Genomic DNA, 16073 nt, shown 5'->3' with positions numbered 1-16073 from the left:
GCCTCACTTTCGACCTGCCACCTCCGTGCGTGCGATGGGTTTGCAATATCCGCACCAAGCGATTGCCCCATTTTGCCCGCCGATGAGCATGGAAGCGCAGGGCTTTGTGTCAAAAATCGAGCAGATAGGAAAGCCGGTTTGCAACTCGCTCGCATGTGATCGCGCGCACACAGCCGGAATCCGGCTGGAGGTAATTAAGTAATTATAGATTAATTCAATCAATTGAGTAGCTTATGATCTCACTCGTTCGTCACTTTACCGCCGAGAACAGCCGCTATATCAGCCGCCCCGACGGTTCCGTGCATCGTTCCACCTGATCCGCCGTCCAGGGACCAACCTCGTCTCCGAAGGCTGGGCCAGACCCGGCCGGGGCATGCTCCGAGCTTGGCGCTGGCCTGGGAACTCCGCCATGAAGCGGACGTTTCCGCCCAGCTCTTTAAACCTTAGAAAGTCACGAAGTGCTGACAACGTTTGTCGTCTCGATCGTCAGGGCCTGCACCCGGTTTGCGTGGCCGACATTGATTGTGGGCCTGCTCTTGTCGGTGGGAGCGGGGGTCTACACGGCCCGCCATTTCTCCATCAATACCGACATCAACAAGCTGATCTCCCCCGATCTCGACTGGCGCAAGCGCGACCAGCAATACGAGCAGGCGTTCGATCGTGACCGCATGATCCTGGGCGTCGTCGAGGCGGCGACGCCGGAGCTGACCGGCGTGGCAGCGGACGCGCTCGCCAAGAAGCTGAAGGGCGACACCGCGAATTTCTCCTCGGTCGAGCTGCTCGGCGGCGGCGAGTTCTTTGCCAAGAACGGCCTGCTGTTCCTGCCGACCGATCAGGTCAAGCAGCTGACCGAGCAGTTCGCCGCGGCCGCGCCGCTGGTCGAGATCATGGCTGGCGATCCCTCGATCCGCGGCCTGACCGGCGCGCTGGAGACCGGCCTTGCCGGCGTCAAGCGCGGCCAGGTTCAGCTCGACAATACCGCGCGGCCGTTCGACTACATCTCGCAGACCGTCGAGACCGTGCTCGACAAGGGCGACGCCACCTTCTCCTGGCGCCAGCTGATCTCCGACAAGCCGCTCGCCGACAGCGACAAGCGCGCCTTCATCCAATTCAAGCCGATCCTCGACTATCAGGCCCTGGAGCCGGGCAAGGCTGCCACCGACGCGATCCGCCAGGCGGCCGCCGAGCTCGATTTCCCGAACCGCTTTCACGCGCGCGTCAGGCTGACCGGGCCGGTGCCGATCGCGAACGAGGAATACGCCACCGTGCAGGAGGGCGCGGTGGTCAACGGCATCGGCACCGTGGTCGTCGTGCTGATCATTCTGTGGCTCGCTCTGCATTCGGCCAAGATCATCTCGGCCGTGTTCATCAACCTGTTCATCGGCCTCGCCCTCACCACGGCCGTGGGCCTGATGATGGTCGGCTCGTTGAATCTGCTGTCGGTCGCCTTCGCGGTTCTGTTCATCGGCCTCGGCGTCGATTTCGGTATCCAGTTCAGCGTCCGCTATCGCTCCGAGCGGTTCAAGAACGACAATCTGCCGGAGGCGCTCGCGGAAGCGGCGCGGCGCTCGGCGGTGCCGCTGTCGCTCGCGGCGATGGCCACCGCTGCCGGTTTCCTGTGCTTCCTGCCGACCGACTACAAGGGCATCTCCGAGCTCGGCGCGATCGCCGGCGCCGGCATGATCATCGCCTTCCTGTCGTCGATCACCGTGCTGCCGGCGCTGCTCAAGATCCTCAATCCGCCCGGCGAGAAGGAGCCGGTCGGCTACGCCTTCCTGGCGCCGGTCGACCACTTCCTGGAAAAGCACCGCGTGCCGATCATCGTCGGGACGCTCGGCCTGGTCATCGCCGGCCTGCCGCTGCTCTACTACATGAAGTTCGACTTCAACCCGATGAACCTGCGCAACCCGCACGCCGAATCGATTGCGACCTATCTGGACCTGCGCAAGGATCCGAACACCGGCGCCAATGCCATCGACGTGCTGACGCGTTCGGAGGCCGAGGCGAAGGCGATCGAGGCCAAGCTCGAGAAGCTGCCGGAGGTGGCGCGCGTGATGTCGCTCGACAGCTTCGTGCCTGAGGACCAGCAGACCAAGCTGAAGCTGATCGCGCAGGGCGCGAAGGTGCTCGGGCCCGCGCTCAATCCGGATCAGATCGACGCGGCGCCGACCGACAAGGAGAATGTCGACGCGCTGAACTCGACCGTCGACAATCTCCGCCGCACCGCCGGCGACGGCAAGGGTCCCGGCGCCGTTGCATCACGGCGTCTGGCCGACGCACTCGCCAAGTTGGCCGGCGCCAGCGAGGCCGTGCGCAACAAGGCGCAGGACGTGTTTGTCGAGCCCTGGAAGATCACGTTGACGCAGCTCGGCGCCGCCCTGCAGGCGCAGCCGGTGACGCTCGCCAACCTGCCGCCCGAGCTGGTGTCTCAGTGGAAGAGCAAAGACGGACTGATTCGGGTGGAGGCGCAGCCGAAGGGCGATCCGAACGACAACGACAATCTCCGGCGGTTCGCCAATGCCGTGCTGAGCGCCGAGCCCAACGCAATCGGCGGTCCGGTGTCGATCCTGAAGTCGGGTGACACGATCGTGAAGGCGTTCATCCACGCCGGCATCTACTCGCTGGTCGTGATCAGCCTGCTGCTGTGGGTCACGTTGAAGCGTTTCTCCGACGTGCTGATGACCTTGGTGCCGCTGTTGGTTGCCGGTGCCGTCACGCTCGAGATCTGCGTGCTGATCAAGCTGCCGCTGAACTTTGCCAACATCGTCGCCCTGCCGCTGCTGCTCGGCATCGGTGTGGCGTTCAAGATCTACTACGTGGTGGCGTGGCGCGGCGGCCGGACCGACCTGCTGCAGACCAGCCTGACCCGCGCGATCTTCTTCAGCGCACTGACCACGGCGACGGCGTTCGGCAGCCTTTGGCTGTCGAGCCATCCCGGAACCTCCAGCATGGGCAAGCTGCTGGCGCTGTCGCTGGTGACGACCTTGGCCGCGGTGCTGCTGTTCCAGCCGGCGCTGATGGGCAAGCCCCGCGAGGTGCATGAATAAGGCGAACTATTCGCAACAAGAAAAAAGCGGCCGATGCAAATCGGCCGCTTTTTTGTTGGGTTGGCGGGACGCGTCAGTGTGGGCGCGCGACCTCCGGCAGCAGGCAGATGTCGCCGACCTGGTCGGCGGGCTTGCCCGCCGGCTTAGCCGCAACCATGGCACCAGTACCGACGCCGGTCGTCGTAGTCTTGTGCGCGGGAGCAGGGGCCGGCGCGATTGGTTTTTGCGTACCTTTGGCCATGCTGTTGACAGGGCTCGACGGGATCGGAGGACCAACACGTGTCCAGGTCTCGCCGCCGCAGAGGAATCCGAGCACACAGCCCTGGATTTCCAGGTGATCCGGATCGGTCGGCGTGATCGTCGAGGCGTACAGCTTGCCGTCCTTGGCGTTGTAGACTTGGCCTTCCCAGGCCTCAGCGCCGGGCTTCTTCTTCATGTCGATCAGGATCGGCATGCCCAAAGTCGGCCGGCTCTGCCGGGCCGGATCGGGATTGTTGACGTCACGCCCGCCCGGGGTCTTCTCCCAGGCCACCACGCCCCACATGCTGCCATTGCATTGTGCGACTCGGATGTTCGCAACCCCGTCAGCCACCCGCCAGTCGCCGGTGGGGTCGGCCGCGAACGCAGAAGAAATTCCTGCGGCGAACACCACTGCGGAGTATGCTATCGTTGTCGACATGAGAGATCTAATGCGATGCAACATTGGCAGAAACCCGTGCTTGCTTTGATGGTGCGAATGAGGGCAAAACGCCGCATTGCGCGTTTTCAGTTGACGTCACGTCCATCAACCGAAGTATGTAGCCGATGCTAAAGCCCAATATAGACGTTTCCGAGATGTTTGTGGAGCGCCAGGCGCAGCGCAGCACCATGCATTCTCGGCATCTGAACGAGCAATTGGTCCGCGTCCTGAAGACGATTGGATACGATGTCGGGTTCCAAAAGGGACAAGGGCAGTATCTCTACGATCGCGATGGCGCCCGTTACCTCGATCTACTCAGCGGTTTTGGCGTCTTTGCAATCGGGCGCAATCATCCGACCCTGCGAGATGCGCTGAAAAGCGTTCTCGACAGCGATTTGCCGAACCTCGTTCAGCTCGACGTCTCCACGCTCGCGGGCGTTCTGGCCGAGCGGCTGCTGGAATATGTCCCGTATCTGGACAAGGTGTTCTTCGCGAACTCCGGCGCAGAGACCGTCGAGGCGGCGATCAAATTTGCGCGGGGTGCCACGGGACGGCCGGGCATCGTCTATTGCGGGCATTCCTATCACGGCCTCACCTACGGCGCGCTGTCGCTGACGGATGATTCGAACTTCCGCACCGGCTTCGAGCCGCTGCTGCCGGGATGCACCGCCATCCCGTTCAACGACCTCGCCGCGCTCGAGCAGGCGCTCTCATCACGCGAAATTGCAGCGTTCATCGTCGAGCCGATCCAGGGCAAGGGCGTCAACATGCCCTCCGACGAGTTCCTGCCGGGCGCCGCCGCGCTCTGCAAGAAGTACGGAACGATCTTCATCGCCGACGAGATCCAGACCGGCATGGGCCGCACGGGGCGGTTCCTCGCCGTGGAACATTGGAACGTCGAACCCGACATGGTGCTGCTGTCGAAGGCGCTGTCGGGTGGTCACGTCCCGGTGGGCGCGCTGCTCACGCGCAAGGCGATCTTCGACAAGATCTTCAACCGCATGGATCGTGCCGTCGTGCACGGCTCGACCTTCGCCAAGAACGACCTCGCGATGGCCGCTGGTATCGCGACCCTCGAGGTGATGAAGGCGGAGAAGCTGGTCGAGGCCGCCGCCAAGCGCGGCGCCGAGCTGCGTCTGGCGCTGACGCGGATGGTGCCAGGCTACGAGCTGCTCAAGGAAGTCCGCGGCAAGGGCCTGATGATTGGCGTCGAGTTCGGCCCGCCGAAATCGCTGCGTCTGAAGGCCTCCTGGACCATGCTGGAGAGCGCCAACAAGGGCCTGTTCTGCCAGCTCATCACGGTGCCGCTGTTCAAAGATCACAAGATCCTGACCCAGGTCGCCGGCCACGGCCTCCACACCATCAAGCTGCTGCCGCCGCTGACCATCACCGAAGAAGACTGCAGCTGGATCGAACGCGCCTTCGACGACGTCATCGCCCAGAGCCACAAGGTCCCCGGCGCGATCTGGTCGCTCGGCAAGACCCTGGTCGACAACGCGATCCGCAAATCGGCGTGAGCCGGTGAATATGGAGGGTGGGCAAAGGCGCCAAGCGCCGTGCCCACCGTCTGATCTCTCGTTGCCCTGGGCACGCTTCGCTTCGCCCATCCTCAGCGACAACAGCTGATAGCCGGCCGGGTTTGCGCTGCTCGATGCAGCGCCCTCTCCCCTTGCGGGAGAGGGCATCGCCGGCTCATCCAAGTTCTCGATGAGGTGAGGGGTATCTCTCCGCGAGCGACGCGTGTGGAAACATACCCCTCACCTAACCGAGCTTGCTGAACCGTCCTACATGCCCTCCCCGCAAGGGGAGAGGGCGCATTCACTGACACCGCGTTTGATCGTCTCCTTCACGCTTAGTGCGTCTCGACGACGAGTTGTCTCGATACTGCCCATCCTTTTCTATTCACCCACCCATCGCGCGCTCGAAGCGCTGGCCGAACTCGTTGAGCTCCTCGACATTGATGTCGCTCACGGCCCAGTAGCTCAGCCCGCGGTCGCGCCACGAGCGGATGTTGAAGCCTTGCAGCGTGTCCAGCCGCGGTGCGCGGCGCTCGGTCGAGGACGTCTGCGCGACGAACAGATTGATCACGTGCTGGCGGCGGCGATAGACCACCGCGCCGATGGCGCGCGCGTCGACGTAGTCGAGCCGGCCACCGATCAGGGTGAATCCCTCGGCGGTCAGATCGATCACCGGCGGCGCGACGTCGAGCTTTCCGTTGAACCAGGGCTTTACGGTGTGCTGATCGGTCGAGATCACGTCGGTCAAATGGCCGGCCTGCAGCGAGCGCAGATGTGCCGAGACCATCTCCGCCTCGATGCGCTGCTGGTCGTCATTGCGCAGCACGATCGCGACGAGGCCGGTGGCAGCGAGTGCCGACACGGCTGAACCCATAGCGAAGCCCCTCAGCAACGAGCGACGGCTCGGCGCGGCAACGAGCGGCGTCACGTTCGACGGCTGCACCGCCGGCAGCGCAGCCTCGATGCGCTGGCGCAGGGCGGCGGGTGCCTTGAAGCTCAAGTCGGTGCTCGCCAGCGCCTGCTTCATCTGCCTGAGCGCTGCGAGCTCGGCGGCACAGCGCGGGCAGCTCGTCACATGGGCCTCGACCTCGCGTGCGTGGCCGGCGTCGAGCTCGCCGTCAGCCAGTGCGTGGATCAGGATCTCCGCTTCGTCGCAGGTCATCATCGTGGCTCCTCCTGCGCGAGCCAGGCGGCGCGCAGCATGGCGCGGGCGCGGGCGAGGCGGGACATCACGGTACCGACCGGCACGCCGGCGGCCTCCGCAATCTCGCGATAGGACAAATTGTTGATCTCGCGCAGCACGAAGGTCTCGCGAAACGGCTCGGCCAACGTGGCGATCATCTGCTGGATGGCAGACGCGTCGCGCTCGCGCAGCACGGCGCCTTCCGGCGTCTCGGCGTTCTCCTGCCAGATCGGCGCCTGTTCGGCAGCCTCTAGCGCATCGTCGAGCGTCTTGACCGACGCGACGGCGCGCCTCGCAAACTCGGCATGGCAGACATTGCGCAGGATCGCGAACAGCCACGGCTTCATCGCGGGGCCGCGATAGGTGTGGAAGTGCTTCAGCGCCCGCAGATAACATTCCTGCACGGCGTCCTCGGCGTCGGCCGGGTTGCGCAGCAGATAGCGTGCCAGCGTGTAGACGTCGTCGAGATAGGGCAGCGCCGCCTCGCGGAAGCGTCGCGCCTGCTCAGGATCATCAGGCGATGTGCTCACCGGCATCCTTTCCGGTTCGGGGCGCCGCATCACGGCCGGAGCGGCGGCTCGCTGCCGGTCCGGCCATGACGCTGTTCTCATGCCCTGGTTCGTGAGGCTACTCAACCTTGACCATCCCTGTCATGTGCGGATGCAGCGAACAGAAGTATTTGTAGTCGCCGCTGGACGTGAAGGTGAATGAGAAGCTGTCGTCCGTGTCGAGCGTCTTCGACCTGTATTTGCCGGCCGACACCACCGTATGTGGAATGTCGTCGTGATTGGTCCAGGTCACGGTGTCGCCGACCTTCACCGTGACTTGCGCCGGTGCGAAGGTGAAGTTGTCGATCGTCACCTTGATGGTCTCGGCGTGCAGCGGCGCGAGGCCGAGCACGGCGGCGCCGAGGGCGAGGCGAGCGCTTCGCCGCAACAATGCTGACAGGGTCATGCGATCGATCCTCAGCCCGCCAGCGGCGTGTCGATGATGGCGAGGCGCTCGTTGCCGAGCTTGAAGTCGATGCTGGCGATGCCGAGCAGGCTGCGCAGCCTGGCATCCTCGACCTTCATCGGGCCGGGCGAGGGCGCGGTGCCCGGCGCCGGCTGTGGGAACGCGGTCGAGCGCGCGGTGTGGAAGGTGACGTTGCCCTCGACCTTCTGCATCACCTGATGGATGTGGCCGTTCAGCACCGTGACCGAGCCGAAGCCCTTGAGCATGTCGAGCGCGCGCCCACCGTCCTCGGTGCCCCAGCCCCATTGCGGATACACCGTCCACAGCGGGATATGCGCGAACACGACGACCGGCGTCGATTTGGAGCGGCCCTTGAGATCCTGCTCAAGCCAGGCGAGCTGCTCGGCGCAGAGATTGCCGAGGCCGCCGGCCTTGAGATCGACGACGTTGACGAGGCCGATGAAGTGCACGCCGCCTGCGTCGAACGAATACCAGCCGGCGCCTCGCGTCCCCTTGCCGTAGCGCTCCTTATAGAGCTTGACGTCCTCGTCGAGGAAATCATGCTCGCCGGGTACGTAGTGGACGTCGAGCCGCGTCTGCGAGATGATGCGGTCGGCATCGTCGAACTCGGCCGCCTTCGACAGGTGCGAGATGTCGCCGGTATGGATCATGAAGGCCGGCTTCACCGGCATCGCCTTGATCCGGTTGACGGCTTCCTCCAGCGTGCCGATCGCATTGGGATTGGCCGGCTTGTCGAAGCCGACATGGCTGTCGCTGATCTGCAGGAAGGTGAGGCCGGAGACCTTCTGCTCGGCCGCGCGCGCGGCGTCGACGAGGCCGAGCGAGCGCGGCACGCCGCCGGTCAGCGTCCAGAGCACGCCGGTGCCGGCCCACGTCATGCATTCCAGAACCTTGCGGCGGCTGTGACCGCCGTCATCATGATTGTCGAAGCTCATCGTTCTCTCCCGTGGCCCTCATGGGCTTGCGGGTGAGGAGAGCGGTTTCGCGGCGGGTTTATTCCCGGCGTCTCACATCCGGCTCGGCATTGACGCGTTCGTGATCGCGCGGCCCGGCGGCAAGGCGCGGATTGTTCAAGCAGGATGTCATCCGTTCTGGAGTCTGCACGGTATAAAGAACCTCATGGCATGGCTGATCCCTGGATCCGACGTTGATGCATGAGCGCGTAAATCCAACTCCGCCGCGAACCGAGGCGGCCGGCGGCCGGGTCGCGGCGCTCGACCGCGCCCGCACCTTCATCACGCTCTCGGTCGTGCTTTATCATTCCGCGATCAACTACACCTATTTCGGCCAGGGCGGCGACCGCATGCACTGGCTCGGCTTCGACCTCGTCGCGCTGTTCAACGACAGCTACTTCATGTCCTGCATGTTCTTCATTTCCGGCCTGTTCGTGCCGGCGAGCCTGGAGCGCAGGGGCGCGTCCGGCTATCTCGGCCGCCGCGCGTTGCGACTCGGAGTGCCCTACATCGTCTCGATCTTCGTGATCATGCCGATCGCCTACTATCGCTACTACGTGGCGGAGGACCAGTTCACGACGGTGTGGTGGCGGATGATCAGCGAAGGTCCGTGGCCATCGGGCTCGGCCTGGTTTCTCGGCGTGCTCTTGATCTTCGATTTCGTAGCCGCGCTCGCCTGGGCGTTCGCGCCACAGCTGATCGATGTGCTCGGACGTTGGGCCGGCAATTTGCTGCGTGCTCCGCTCACAGGCTTTCTCGTCTTCCTCGTCATCGCCAACGCGGCCTATCTGCCGCCGCATCTCGGCTTCGGCGACGGGCTGTGGTTCATGCCCGGGCACTTCCCGCTGCCACTGCAGGCGAGCCGCGCGCTGCTCTATCCGGCGTTCTTCATCGCCGGCATCGCGATCGGCGCAGCGGGCTTGCGCAGTGGACCATTCGCGCAGGAGAGCGCGCTGGTGCAGCCCTGGGCGATCTGGTTCGGTCTGTCCTATGGCTGCTACGGCATGATCCTGTTGCTCGCCTACGCGCATCACAACTGGATCGCCGATTTCGAGTCCCCGCCGCTGTGGTGGCGCGCGGCCTATGGCAGCGCCGTCGCGAGCTTCTGCGCCTCGATGGCATTCGGCGTGCCGACCTTCTTCCTGCGCTGGGCGCGTGCGCCGCTGGCGCTGATGGACCGCATGCAACCGTCGGCCTACGGCATCTATCTGCTGCACTTCCTGCCGCTGCTCTGGCTGCAATATCTGGTGTTCGATCCGGCATGGCCAGCCGCGGTGAAATTCGCGATCGTGCTGGTGGGGACGCTGGCGGTGAGCTGGGGAGCGGCGGCACTGCTGCGGCGAGTGCCGCTGGTGGCGCGGATCATCTAGGTCGTGCGATGATCTGTAGGGTGGGCAAAGGCGCGCCGTGATGTCGGCTGTTCGCGATGAACTCGCGCGCGCCGTGCCCACCATCTTGCCGCGGAGTCTGCCGCAAGACGGTGGGCACGCGCCGCCTTTCGGCGTCGCTTTGCCCACCCTACGTTTTCGCGGCATGAAGTGACGACAGGCGGATGACGGTGCGGACGTTATTCCCGCTATCCGGCATCGCGTCCTATCGCCGCGCGTTGTCAGAGAAGTGTCAGCTTGGGCCGATAGAACTTCCCTCGGTTCGCGCGGCGTAAGCGTACAGCCCATCGCGTGCAGCGTCAGGAGTTCGATCTCGCGTCATGCCGCTCGCTACAGGCGGGCGGCATGGAGCTGCTCACCGTCCATCCTCCAGGATCATCGACGCCGCCTTTTCCGCGATCATTGCCGTCGGCGTGTTGGTATTGCCCGAGGTGATCGTCGGCATGATCGAGGCGTCGGCGATGCGCAGGCCCGCGAGGCCGCGGAAGCGCAGCCGTTCGTCGACCACCGCCATCCGATCATCAGCCGTGCCCATCTTCGCCGTGCCGACCGGGTGGAAGATCGTGGTGCCGATGTCGCCGGCCGCCTTGGCCAGCGCCGCGTCATCGTCGCCGACCGCAGGGCCGGGGAGATATTCCTCCGGCCTGTAGGCTGCCAACGCACTTTGCTTCATCAGCCGCCGCGTGACGCGGATGGCGTCGGCGGCTACCTGGCGGTCGTCCTCGGTCGCCAGATAGTTCGGCGCGATCGACGGCGCCTCGTCGATCTTCGCTGAGCGAATCCGCACCGTGCCGCGCGAGGTCGGGCGCAGGTTGCAGGCGCTCACCGTAATCGCGGGGAAGCGATGCAGCGGATCGCCGAACTTGTCGAGCGACAGCGGCTGCACGTGAAACTGGATGTTGGCGCGATCGCGCCTTGGATCCGAGCGCGTGAAGATGCCGAGCTGCGACGGCGCCATGGTCAGCGGTCCGCGGCGGCGGACCGCGTAGTCGAGACCCATCAGGCCGCGCTTGACCAGCGAGTAGTAGGTCTCGTTCAGCGTCTTCACGCCTGAAACCTTGTAGATCGCGCGCTGTTGCAGATGATCCTGCAGATTGCGTCCCACGCCCGGCTTGTCGATGGTGACATCGATGCCGAGCTCGCCGAGCCACTCGGCCGGGCCGATGCCCGAGCGCTGCAGCACCTGCACTGAGCCGATCGAGCCGGCGCTGAGGATCACCTCGCCCTTGGTCCGCGCCTCGATGGTCTCGCCGTCCTGCTGGAAGCGGACGCCGACCGCGCGGCCGTTCTCGACGATCAGCCGATCGACATGGACGTTGGTCTCCAGCCGGAGGTTTTGCCGGTTCAGCGCCGGCTTGAGGAAGCCGCGCGCCGACGACCAGCGCCGGCCGCGCTTCTGGTTGACGTGGAAATAGCTGATGCCCTCATTGTTGCCGGTATTGAAATCCGGGATGCGGCGGATGCCCATCTGCTCGGCGGCGTCGCCGACGGCATCCAGCACGGCCCAGGACAGCCGCGGCGCCTCGATCCGCCAGCCGCCGCCCACGCCATGGTGCTCGCTCTCGCCGAGAAAATGGTCCTCCAGCCGCCGGAACACCGGTAGCACGTCGGAATAGGACCAGCCGGAGAGGCCAAGCTGGCGCCAATGGTCGTAGTCGGCCGCCTGGCCACGCATCGAGATCATGGCGTTGATCGCCGAGCAGCCGCCGATCACCTTGCCGCGGGGATAGGCCAGCGAACGGCCGTTGAGGCCCGGCTCGGCCTCGGTGCGAAACATCCAGTCGGAGCGGGGATTGCCGATCGCGAAGAGGTAGCCGACCGGAATATGGAACCAGATCCAATTGTCGCGGCCGCCGGCCTCGAGAATCAGCACGCGGTTCTTCGGATCGGCCGACAGCCGGTTGGCGAGGATGCAGCCGGCGGTGCCGGCGCCCACCACGATGTAGTCGTATTCCCCCTCGAGCTGGCGTCCCATCGGCATTCCCTTCCCAATCTTTGGGAGGCTTTTAGTCAGCGGGCAGCGCTCGGGACAAGCGCCTCGTTCATGGCTGGTTGACCGAGCCATGAACGAGCCGCAGCCCGGATCTGGCTAGATCTTGGGCGGTGCGACTTTTGCATGCTAGAACGGCTCAACGACCCTTTCTGGAGCTACGAGAGTCCCCCATGCCCATCGTCAACCGCGTCGCCGATCTGCAGCCCGATATCCAGGCCTGGAGGCGTGACATCCATTCGCACCCCGAGCTGCTCTACGAGGTGCACCGGACCGCGGCCTTCGTCGCCGATCGCCTGCGCGAGTTCGGCTGCGACGAGGTGGTGACGGGTCTCGGCAAGACCGGCGTGGTCGGCGTCATCAAGGGCCGCAAGCCTGGCAATGGCGACGTGAAGGTGCTCGGCCTGCGCGCCGACATGGATGCGCTGCCGATCGAGGAGATCACCGGCCTGCCTTATGCCTCCAAGACCCCGGGCATGATGCATGCCTGCGGCCATGACGGCCACACCGCGATGCTGCTGGGCGCCGCGCGCTATCTCGCCGAGACCCGCAACTTCGCCGGCGAGGTCGCCGTGATCTTCCAGCCGGCCGAGGAGGGCGGCGGCGGCGCCGACGCGATGATCAAGGACGGCCTGATCGACCGCTTCAAGATCGACCAGGTGTACGGCATGCACAACGGCCCGGGCCTGCCGGTCGGCGCCTTCGCGATCCGCCAGGGGCCGCTGATGGCCTCGACCGACTCGGTCGACATCACGATCGAGGGCCATGGTGGCCATGCCGCCAAGCCGCACAACTGCATCGACTCGCTGATGGTCGGCGCCCAGCTCGTCACGGCCTTGCAGCAGGTCGTGGCGCGCAACGTCGATCCGCTGGAGGCGGCGGTGCTGTCGATCTGCGAGTTCCACGCCGGCAATGCCCGCAACGTGATCCCGCAGAGCGCGGTGCTGCGCGGCACCGTGCGCACGCTGACGCCGAAGGTCCGCGAGCTGATGGAGAAGCGCGTGCGCGAGGTCGTGTCCGGCGTCGCCCAGATGACCGGCGCCAAGATCGACCTGGCCTACACCCGCGGCTATCCCGTCGTGGTCAATCACGCCGAGCAGACCGAGATCGCGATCCGTGCCGCCAAGGAGGTCGCGGGCGACGCCAACGTCCACGAGATGCCGCCGATGATGGGCGGCGAGGACTTTGCCTACATGCTCGAAGCCCGTCCCGGCGCCTTCATCTTCGTTGGCAATGGCGACTCGGCCGGCCTGCATCACCCCGCCTACAACTTCAACGACGAGGCGATCGTCTACGGCACCTCGTTCTTCATCAAGGTGGTGGAGAACACGCTGGCGGCGTGAGCTTCGGCCAGTAACGCTCTCCTCGAATGGCCGGGCCCGACCCGGCCATTTGCGTTTTTCGCCGCAGTGTCAGGCCGCGTGCGCGCGCTTGAGAGCGGCGGCGGCGATCTTCAGATCTTTCACGAACAGCTCATATTCCCGCGCCTTGGCGTCGGCATCGGGCAGGCGGAGCAGATAGGACGGGTGCACGGTGATCATCGCCTTGGACCCCTCGGGCAGGTCGACGATGTGGCCGCGGTTCTTGGTGACCTGGGTGATCTTGCCGAACACCGCCTGCGCGGCGGTTGCGCCCATCGCCACCACCAGAGCAGGCCGGACGGCGGCGAGCTCGCGCTCGTACCATTGCCGGCAGGCCTTGATCTCCGGCGTCGCCGGCTTCTGGTGCAGCCTGATCTTGCCGCGCGGCACGAACTTGAAGTGCTTCACCGCGTTGGTGACGTAGACCTTGGTCCGGTCGATGCCGGCCTCGTCCAACGCGCGGTCGAGCATCTGGCCGGCCGGGCCGACGAAGGGGTGGCCGGCGAGGTCCTCCTTGTCGCCGGGCTGCTCGCCGACCAGCATCAGGGGCGCATGCTCCGGGCCTTCGCCAAAGACTGTCTGGGTGGCGTCCTTCCACAGCGGGCAGGCGCGGCAGGCGGCGGCCTCTTCACGCAAGGTCTGAAGATCGGTCGCCTCGACATCACGTGAGGTGTGAGCAGCGGCAGGCGCGTGGGCCTTCGGCTTGCGGGTCATCGCGGTCTCCTCGACGCGTTTCTGCGGCTTGTGCGGTTCGGTGCCTTCATCGGCGATCATCACCGATGTGCGCCGGCTGGCTTCCGCGATCAGCGGCTGGATCAGCTTCGCCTCGGGCAGGTTCTGCCAATATTTCTTTGGCATCTCCTTCTCCATCGCCTTCACTTTCAGCCGTGCCGGATTGAAAATGCTGGCGTAATAGCGCAGCCACACCTCTTCGAGCCGGTCTTCAGTCGGCGCTTCAGCCTTGCTCACACCGGGCGTGAACGACACGCGGCTGCCGTCCCAATGGGCGCAGAGCTCCGGCGTCAGGATCGACCAGGGCATGTCGGCGAAGCGGCGGGCGAAGAAGGGAGCGGCGCGCTCGACGATGTGATGCTCGGGCTCGAACCAGGCGACGTAGCGCGCCTCGCGCTCCCTACCGACCTCGCGGAAGCGAACGAAGGCGTGCATCTTGTGGACGTCGCGGCGGACGGCGCGGGCCAGCGCATTGGCCTGCGCGACATCGGGATCGGTCGCAATGTCCATCAGGTCGTGGTTGGTGCGCAGACGCCACAGCAGCCGGTAGAGCAGGGCGAAGCGGTTGGGATCGCTGTGCAGGATCGCGCTCTCGGCCAGCTCCATGAAGCTCGTGGGCACGGAGAAGGCGCCCTTGGGGACGTCGGGCAGCCGTGTCTCCGACTGATCGTCGAACAGATCAGCCGCGGCGCCCTTCACCCGCCAGCTCACATCGGCGGCCCTGACATCGTTCATCGCCAGCGCCCGCGCCGCCTTGCGCCAGCCGTCGAAATCGGTGTCGCTGTCGAGGGTTACGACGTGCATTTGTCTCCTCACGTCATTGCGAGGAGCGCAGCGACGAAGCAATCCAGAGTCGTCGTGTCGCCCCTGGATTGCTTCGGGGCTTCGCCCCTCGCAATGACGACGTGGCTAGAATCCAAATCCCAGCTGCTGCGGTTTCGGCCGCAGCCGGGCCCTGAGGCTGGCGCCGTCCAGCAAAGACGGCGACGGCCGGTGGTCTGACAAAACGATGAACGGCAGCGCCTTGTTCCGGATCACATTGAGCTGGGCCAGATCCGCGAAGCGGATCGTCGTGGTGCGTCGGGTGGCGAGGATGCGCTGCACGGTGCGGGCGCCGAAGCCGGGCACGCGCAGCAGTTCCTCGCGGCTGGCTTTGTTGATGTCGAGCGGGAAGCGGTCGCGGTGGCGCAGTGCCCAGGCGAGCTTGGGGTCGATGTCGAGCGGCAGCATGCCTTCGTTCTCCTCGACGATCTCCTCCGCATCGAAGCCGTAGAACCGCATCAGCCAGTCGGCCTGATACAGCCGGTGCTCGCGCACGAGCGGCGGGGCCTGCAGCGGCAGCGCGCGGCTCGCGTCAGGAATCGGGCTGAAAGCCGAGTAATAGACCCGCTTGAGCTTGTAGGCGCCGTAGAGATTGGCGGAGGTCGACAGGATCGTGCGGTCGTTGGCGGCATCGGCGCCGACGATCATCTGCGTGCTCTGGCCGGCCGGCGCGAACCGCGGCGGCCTGGCGCGGCGCACCGTCTTCTTCGCCTCCGCCGTCTCGTCGAGCTTGAGCCGCAGGCGCCCCATGGTGCGGCGGATCGCGCGCTGGTCCTTCTCCGGCGCCAGCTTGGTGAGGCTGTCCTCGAGCGGCGTCTCGATGTTGATGCTGAGCCGGTCGGCATATTTGCCGGCCTCCGCGATCAGCGCCTCGTCGGCTTCCGGAATCGTCTTCAGATGGATGTAGCCGCGGAAGCGATGCTCCTCGCGCAATTTGCGCGCGACGCTGACGACCTGCTCCATCGTGTAGTCCGGGCTGCGGATGATGCCCGACGACAGAAACAGTCCCTCGATGTAGTTGCGGCGATAGAAGTCGATCGTGAGCTTCACCACCTCGTCGACCATGAATCGCGCGCGCGGCACGTTGGAGGAGGCGCGGTTGACGCAATACAGGCAGTCGAAGTTGCAGGCGTTGGTGAGCAAAATCTTGAGCAGCGAGATGCAGCGTCCGTCCGGCGCATAGGAGTGGCAGATGCCCATGCCCGGCGACGTCGAGCCGAGGCCCTTGCCGTCACGGGAATCCCGCATCTCCGTACCGCTGGAGGCGCAGGACGCGTCGTACTTGGCGGCATCGGCCAGGATCTCCAGTTTGCGCAGCAGCTCCATGCTTTTGAATCCCTTTGATTCCACTCGTTGAATCCGGACCGGGTCAATCCCGATTGACTCTCTTTGACGCGTTAGCTTTATATTAGAACGTATCATGAAC

The 16073-nt window shown here is 65.2% G+C and carries 12 protein-coding genes; 4 read left to right on the top strand and 8 right to left on the bottom strand.

Translation table 11 applies throughout. The features are described from left to right. The first annotated feature begins 458 nt into the window (after nt 1-458). The gene (locus BRAD285_RS21005; protein ID WP_006613862.1) at nt 459-3047 is read left to right on the top strand and encodes an MMPL family transporter; all 2589 of its coding nucleotides are present in this window, start codon (nt 459-461) and stop codon (nt 3045-3047) included. A gap of 73 nt (nt 3048-3120) precedes the next feature. Here the strand turns inward: BRAD285_RS21005 and BRAD285_RS21000 are convergent, their stop codons facing one another. Then, on the bottom strand, nt 3121-3750 hold the full coding sequence (locus BRAD285_RS21000; RefSeq protein WP_006613863.1) for a DUF2147 domain-containing protein: 630 nt from the start codon (nt 3748-3750) through the stop codon (nt 3121-3123). A gap of 101 nt (nt 3751-3851) precedes the next feature. Between BRAD285_RS21000 and hpnO the strand changes: the two genes are divergently transcribed. Beyond that, nucleotides 3852-5243 (top strand): aminobacteriohopanetriol synthase HpnO, encoded by a 1392-nt coding sequence (gene hpnO / locus BRAD285_RS20995; RefSeq protein WP_006613864.1) that lies wholly within the window; start codon nt 3852-3854, stop codon nt 5241-5243. Between the two features lie 385 nt (nt 5244-5628). On the opposite strand, the gene BRAD285_RS20990 is transcribed toward hpnO, so the two are convergent. From BRAD285_RS20990 to BRAD285_RS20975, 4 genes are all read right to left on the bottom strand, one after another. Next, nucleotides 5629-6405 (bottom strand): anti-sigma factor, encoded by a 777-nt coding sequence (locus BRAD285_RS20990; protein WP_006613865.1) that lies wholly within the window; start codon nt 6403-6405, stop codon nt 5629-5631. Further along, nucleotides 6405-6956 (bottom strand): sigma-70 family RNA polymerase sigma factor, encoded by a 552-nt coding sequence (locus BRAD285_RS20985; RefSeq protein ID WP_006613866.1) that lies wholly within the window; start codon nt 6954-6956, stop codon nt 6405-6407. The genes BRAD285_RS20990 and BRAD285_RS20985 overlap by 1 nt, the downstream gene beginning before the upstream one ends. Before the next feature lie 97 nt (nt 6957-7053). Further along, the gene (locus tag BRAD285_RS20980; RefSeq protein WP_006613867.1) at nt 7054-7380 is read right to left on the bottom strand and encodes a cupredoxin family copper-binding protein; all 327 of its coding nucleotides are present in this window, start codon (nt 7378-7380) and stop codon (nt 7054-7056) included. Nucleotides 7381-7391: 11 nt separating this feature from the next. Continuing rightward, a complete protein-coding gene (locus BRAD285_RS20975; RefSeq protein WP_006613868.1) occupies nt 7392-8336 on the bottom strand; it encodes a metallophosphoesterase in 945 nt (314 codons plus the stop codon). Nucleotides 8337-8551: 215 nt separating this feature from the next. On the opposite strand from BRAD285_RS20975, the gene BRAD285_RS20970 reads away from it, so the two are divergent. Continuing rightward, nucleotides 8552-9724, top strand: coding sequence for an acyltransferase (locus tag BRAD285_RS20970; RefSeq protein WP_006613869.1), 1173 nt, complete (start codon nt 8552-8554; stop codon nt 9722-9724). Between the two features lie 373 nt (nt 9725-10097). Here BRAD285_RS20970 and BRAD285_RS20965 read toward each other — a convergent pair whose 3' ends face one another. Next, nucleotides 10098-11717, bottom strand: coding sequence for a GMC family oxidoreductase (locus BRAD285_RS20965; protein ID WP_006613870.1), 1620 nt, complete (start codon nt 11715-11717; stop codon nt 10098-10100). Between the two features lie 188 nt (nt 11718-11905). Between BRAD285_RS20965 and BRAD285_RS20960 the strand changes: the two genes are divergently transcribed. Next, nucleotides 11906-13075: a M20 aminoacylase family protein gene (locus BRAD285_RS20960; RefSeq protein ID WP_006613871.1), complete on the top strand. Its 1170-nt coding sequence runs from the start codon at nt 11906-11908 to the stop codon at nt 13073-13075. A gap of 69 nt (nt 13076-13144) precedes the next feature. On the opposite strand, the gene BRAD285_RS20955 is transcribed toward BRAD285_RS20960, so the two are convergent. Further along, the gene (locus BRAD285_RS20955) at nt 13145-14629 is read right to left on the bottom strand and encodes a UdgX family uracil-DNA binding protein (protein ID WP_006613872.1); all 1485 of its coding nucleotides are present in this window, start codon (nt 14627-14629) and stop codon (nt 13145-13147) included. A gap of 105 nt (nt 14630-14734) precedes the next feature. Continuing rightward, complete coding sequence (locus BRAD285_RS20950) at nt 14735-15973, bottom strand: putative DNA modification/repair radical SAM protein (protein WP_006613873.1); 1239 nt, start codon at nt 15971-15973, stop codon at nt 14735-14737. Nucleotides 15974-16073 lie beyond the last annotated feature (100 nt).

The sequence above is a fragment of the Bradyrhizobium sp. ORS 285 genome, from assembly GCF_900176205.1.
Taxonomy (GTDB): Bacteria; Pseudomonadota; Alphaproteobacteria; order Rhizobiales; family Xanthobacteraceae; genus Bradyrhizobium.
This window is presented reverse-complemented; position numbering and strand designations above follow the sequence as displayed.

Coding starts and splice junctions, on each gene's coding strand:
- BRAD285_RS21000 (WP_006613863.1), bottom strand. CDS start 3,750: ATGTTGCATCGCATTAGATCTCTCATGTCGACAACGATAGCATACTCC.
- BRAD285_RS20950 (WP_006613873.1), bottom strand. CDS start 15,973: ATGGAGCTGCTGCGCAAACTGGAGATCCTGGCCGATGCCGCCAAGTAC.
- BRAD285_RS20990 (WP_006613865.1), bottom strand. CDS start 6,405: ATGACCTGCGACGAAGCGGAGATCCTGATCCACGCACTGGCTGACGGC.
- BRAD285_RS20955 (WP_006613872.1), bottom strand. CDS start 14,629: ATGCACGTCGTAACCCTCGACAGCGACACCGATTTCGACGGCTGGCGC.
- BRAD285_RS20965 (WP_006613870.1), bottom strand. CDS start 11,717: ATGGGACGCCAGCTCGAGGGGGAATACGACTACATCGTGGTGGGCGCC.
- BRAD285_RS20980 (WP_006613867.1), bottom strand. CDS start 7,380: ATGACCCTGTCAGCATTGTTGCGGCGAAGCGCTCGCCTCGCCCTCGGC.
- BRAD285_RS20960 (WP_006613871.1), top strand. CDS start 11,906: ATGCCCATCGTCAACCGCGTCGCCGATCTGCAGCCCGATATCCAGGCC.
- BRAD285_RS20970 (WP_006613869.1), top strand. CDS start 8,552: ATGCATGAGCGCGTAAATCCAACTCCGCCGCGAACCGAGGCGGCCGGC.
- BRAD285_RS20975 (WP_006613868.1), bottom strand. CDS start 8,336: ATGAGCTTCGACAATCATGATGACGGCGGTCACAGCCGCCGCAAGGTT.
- hpnO (WP_006613864.1), top strand. CDS start 3,852: ATGCTAAAGCCCAATATAGACGTTTCCGAGATGTTTGTGGAGCGCCAG.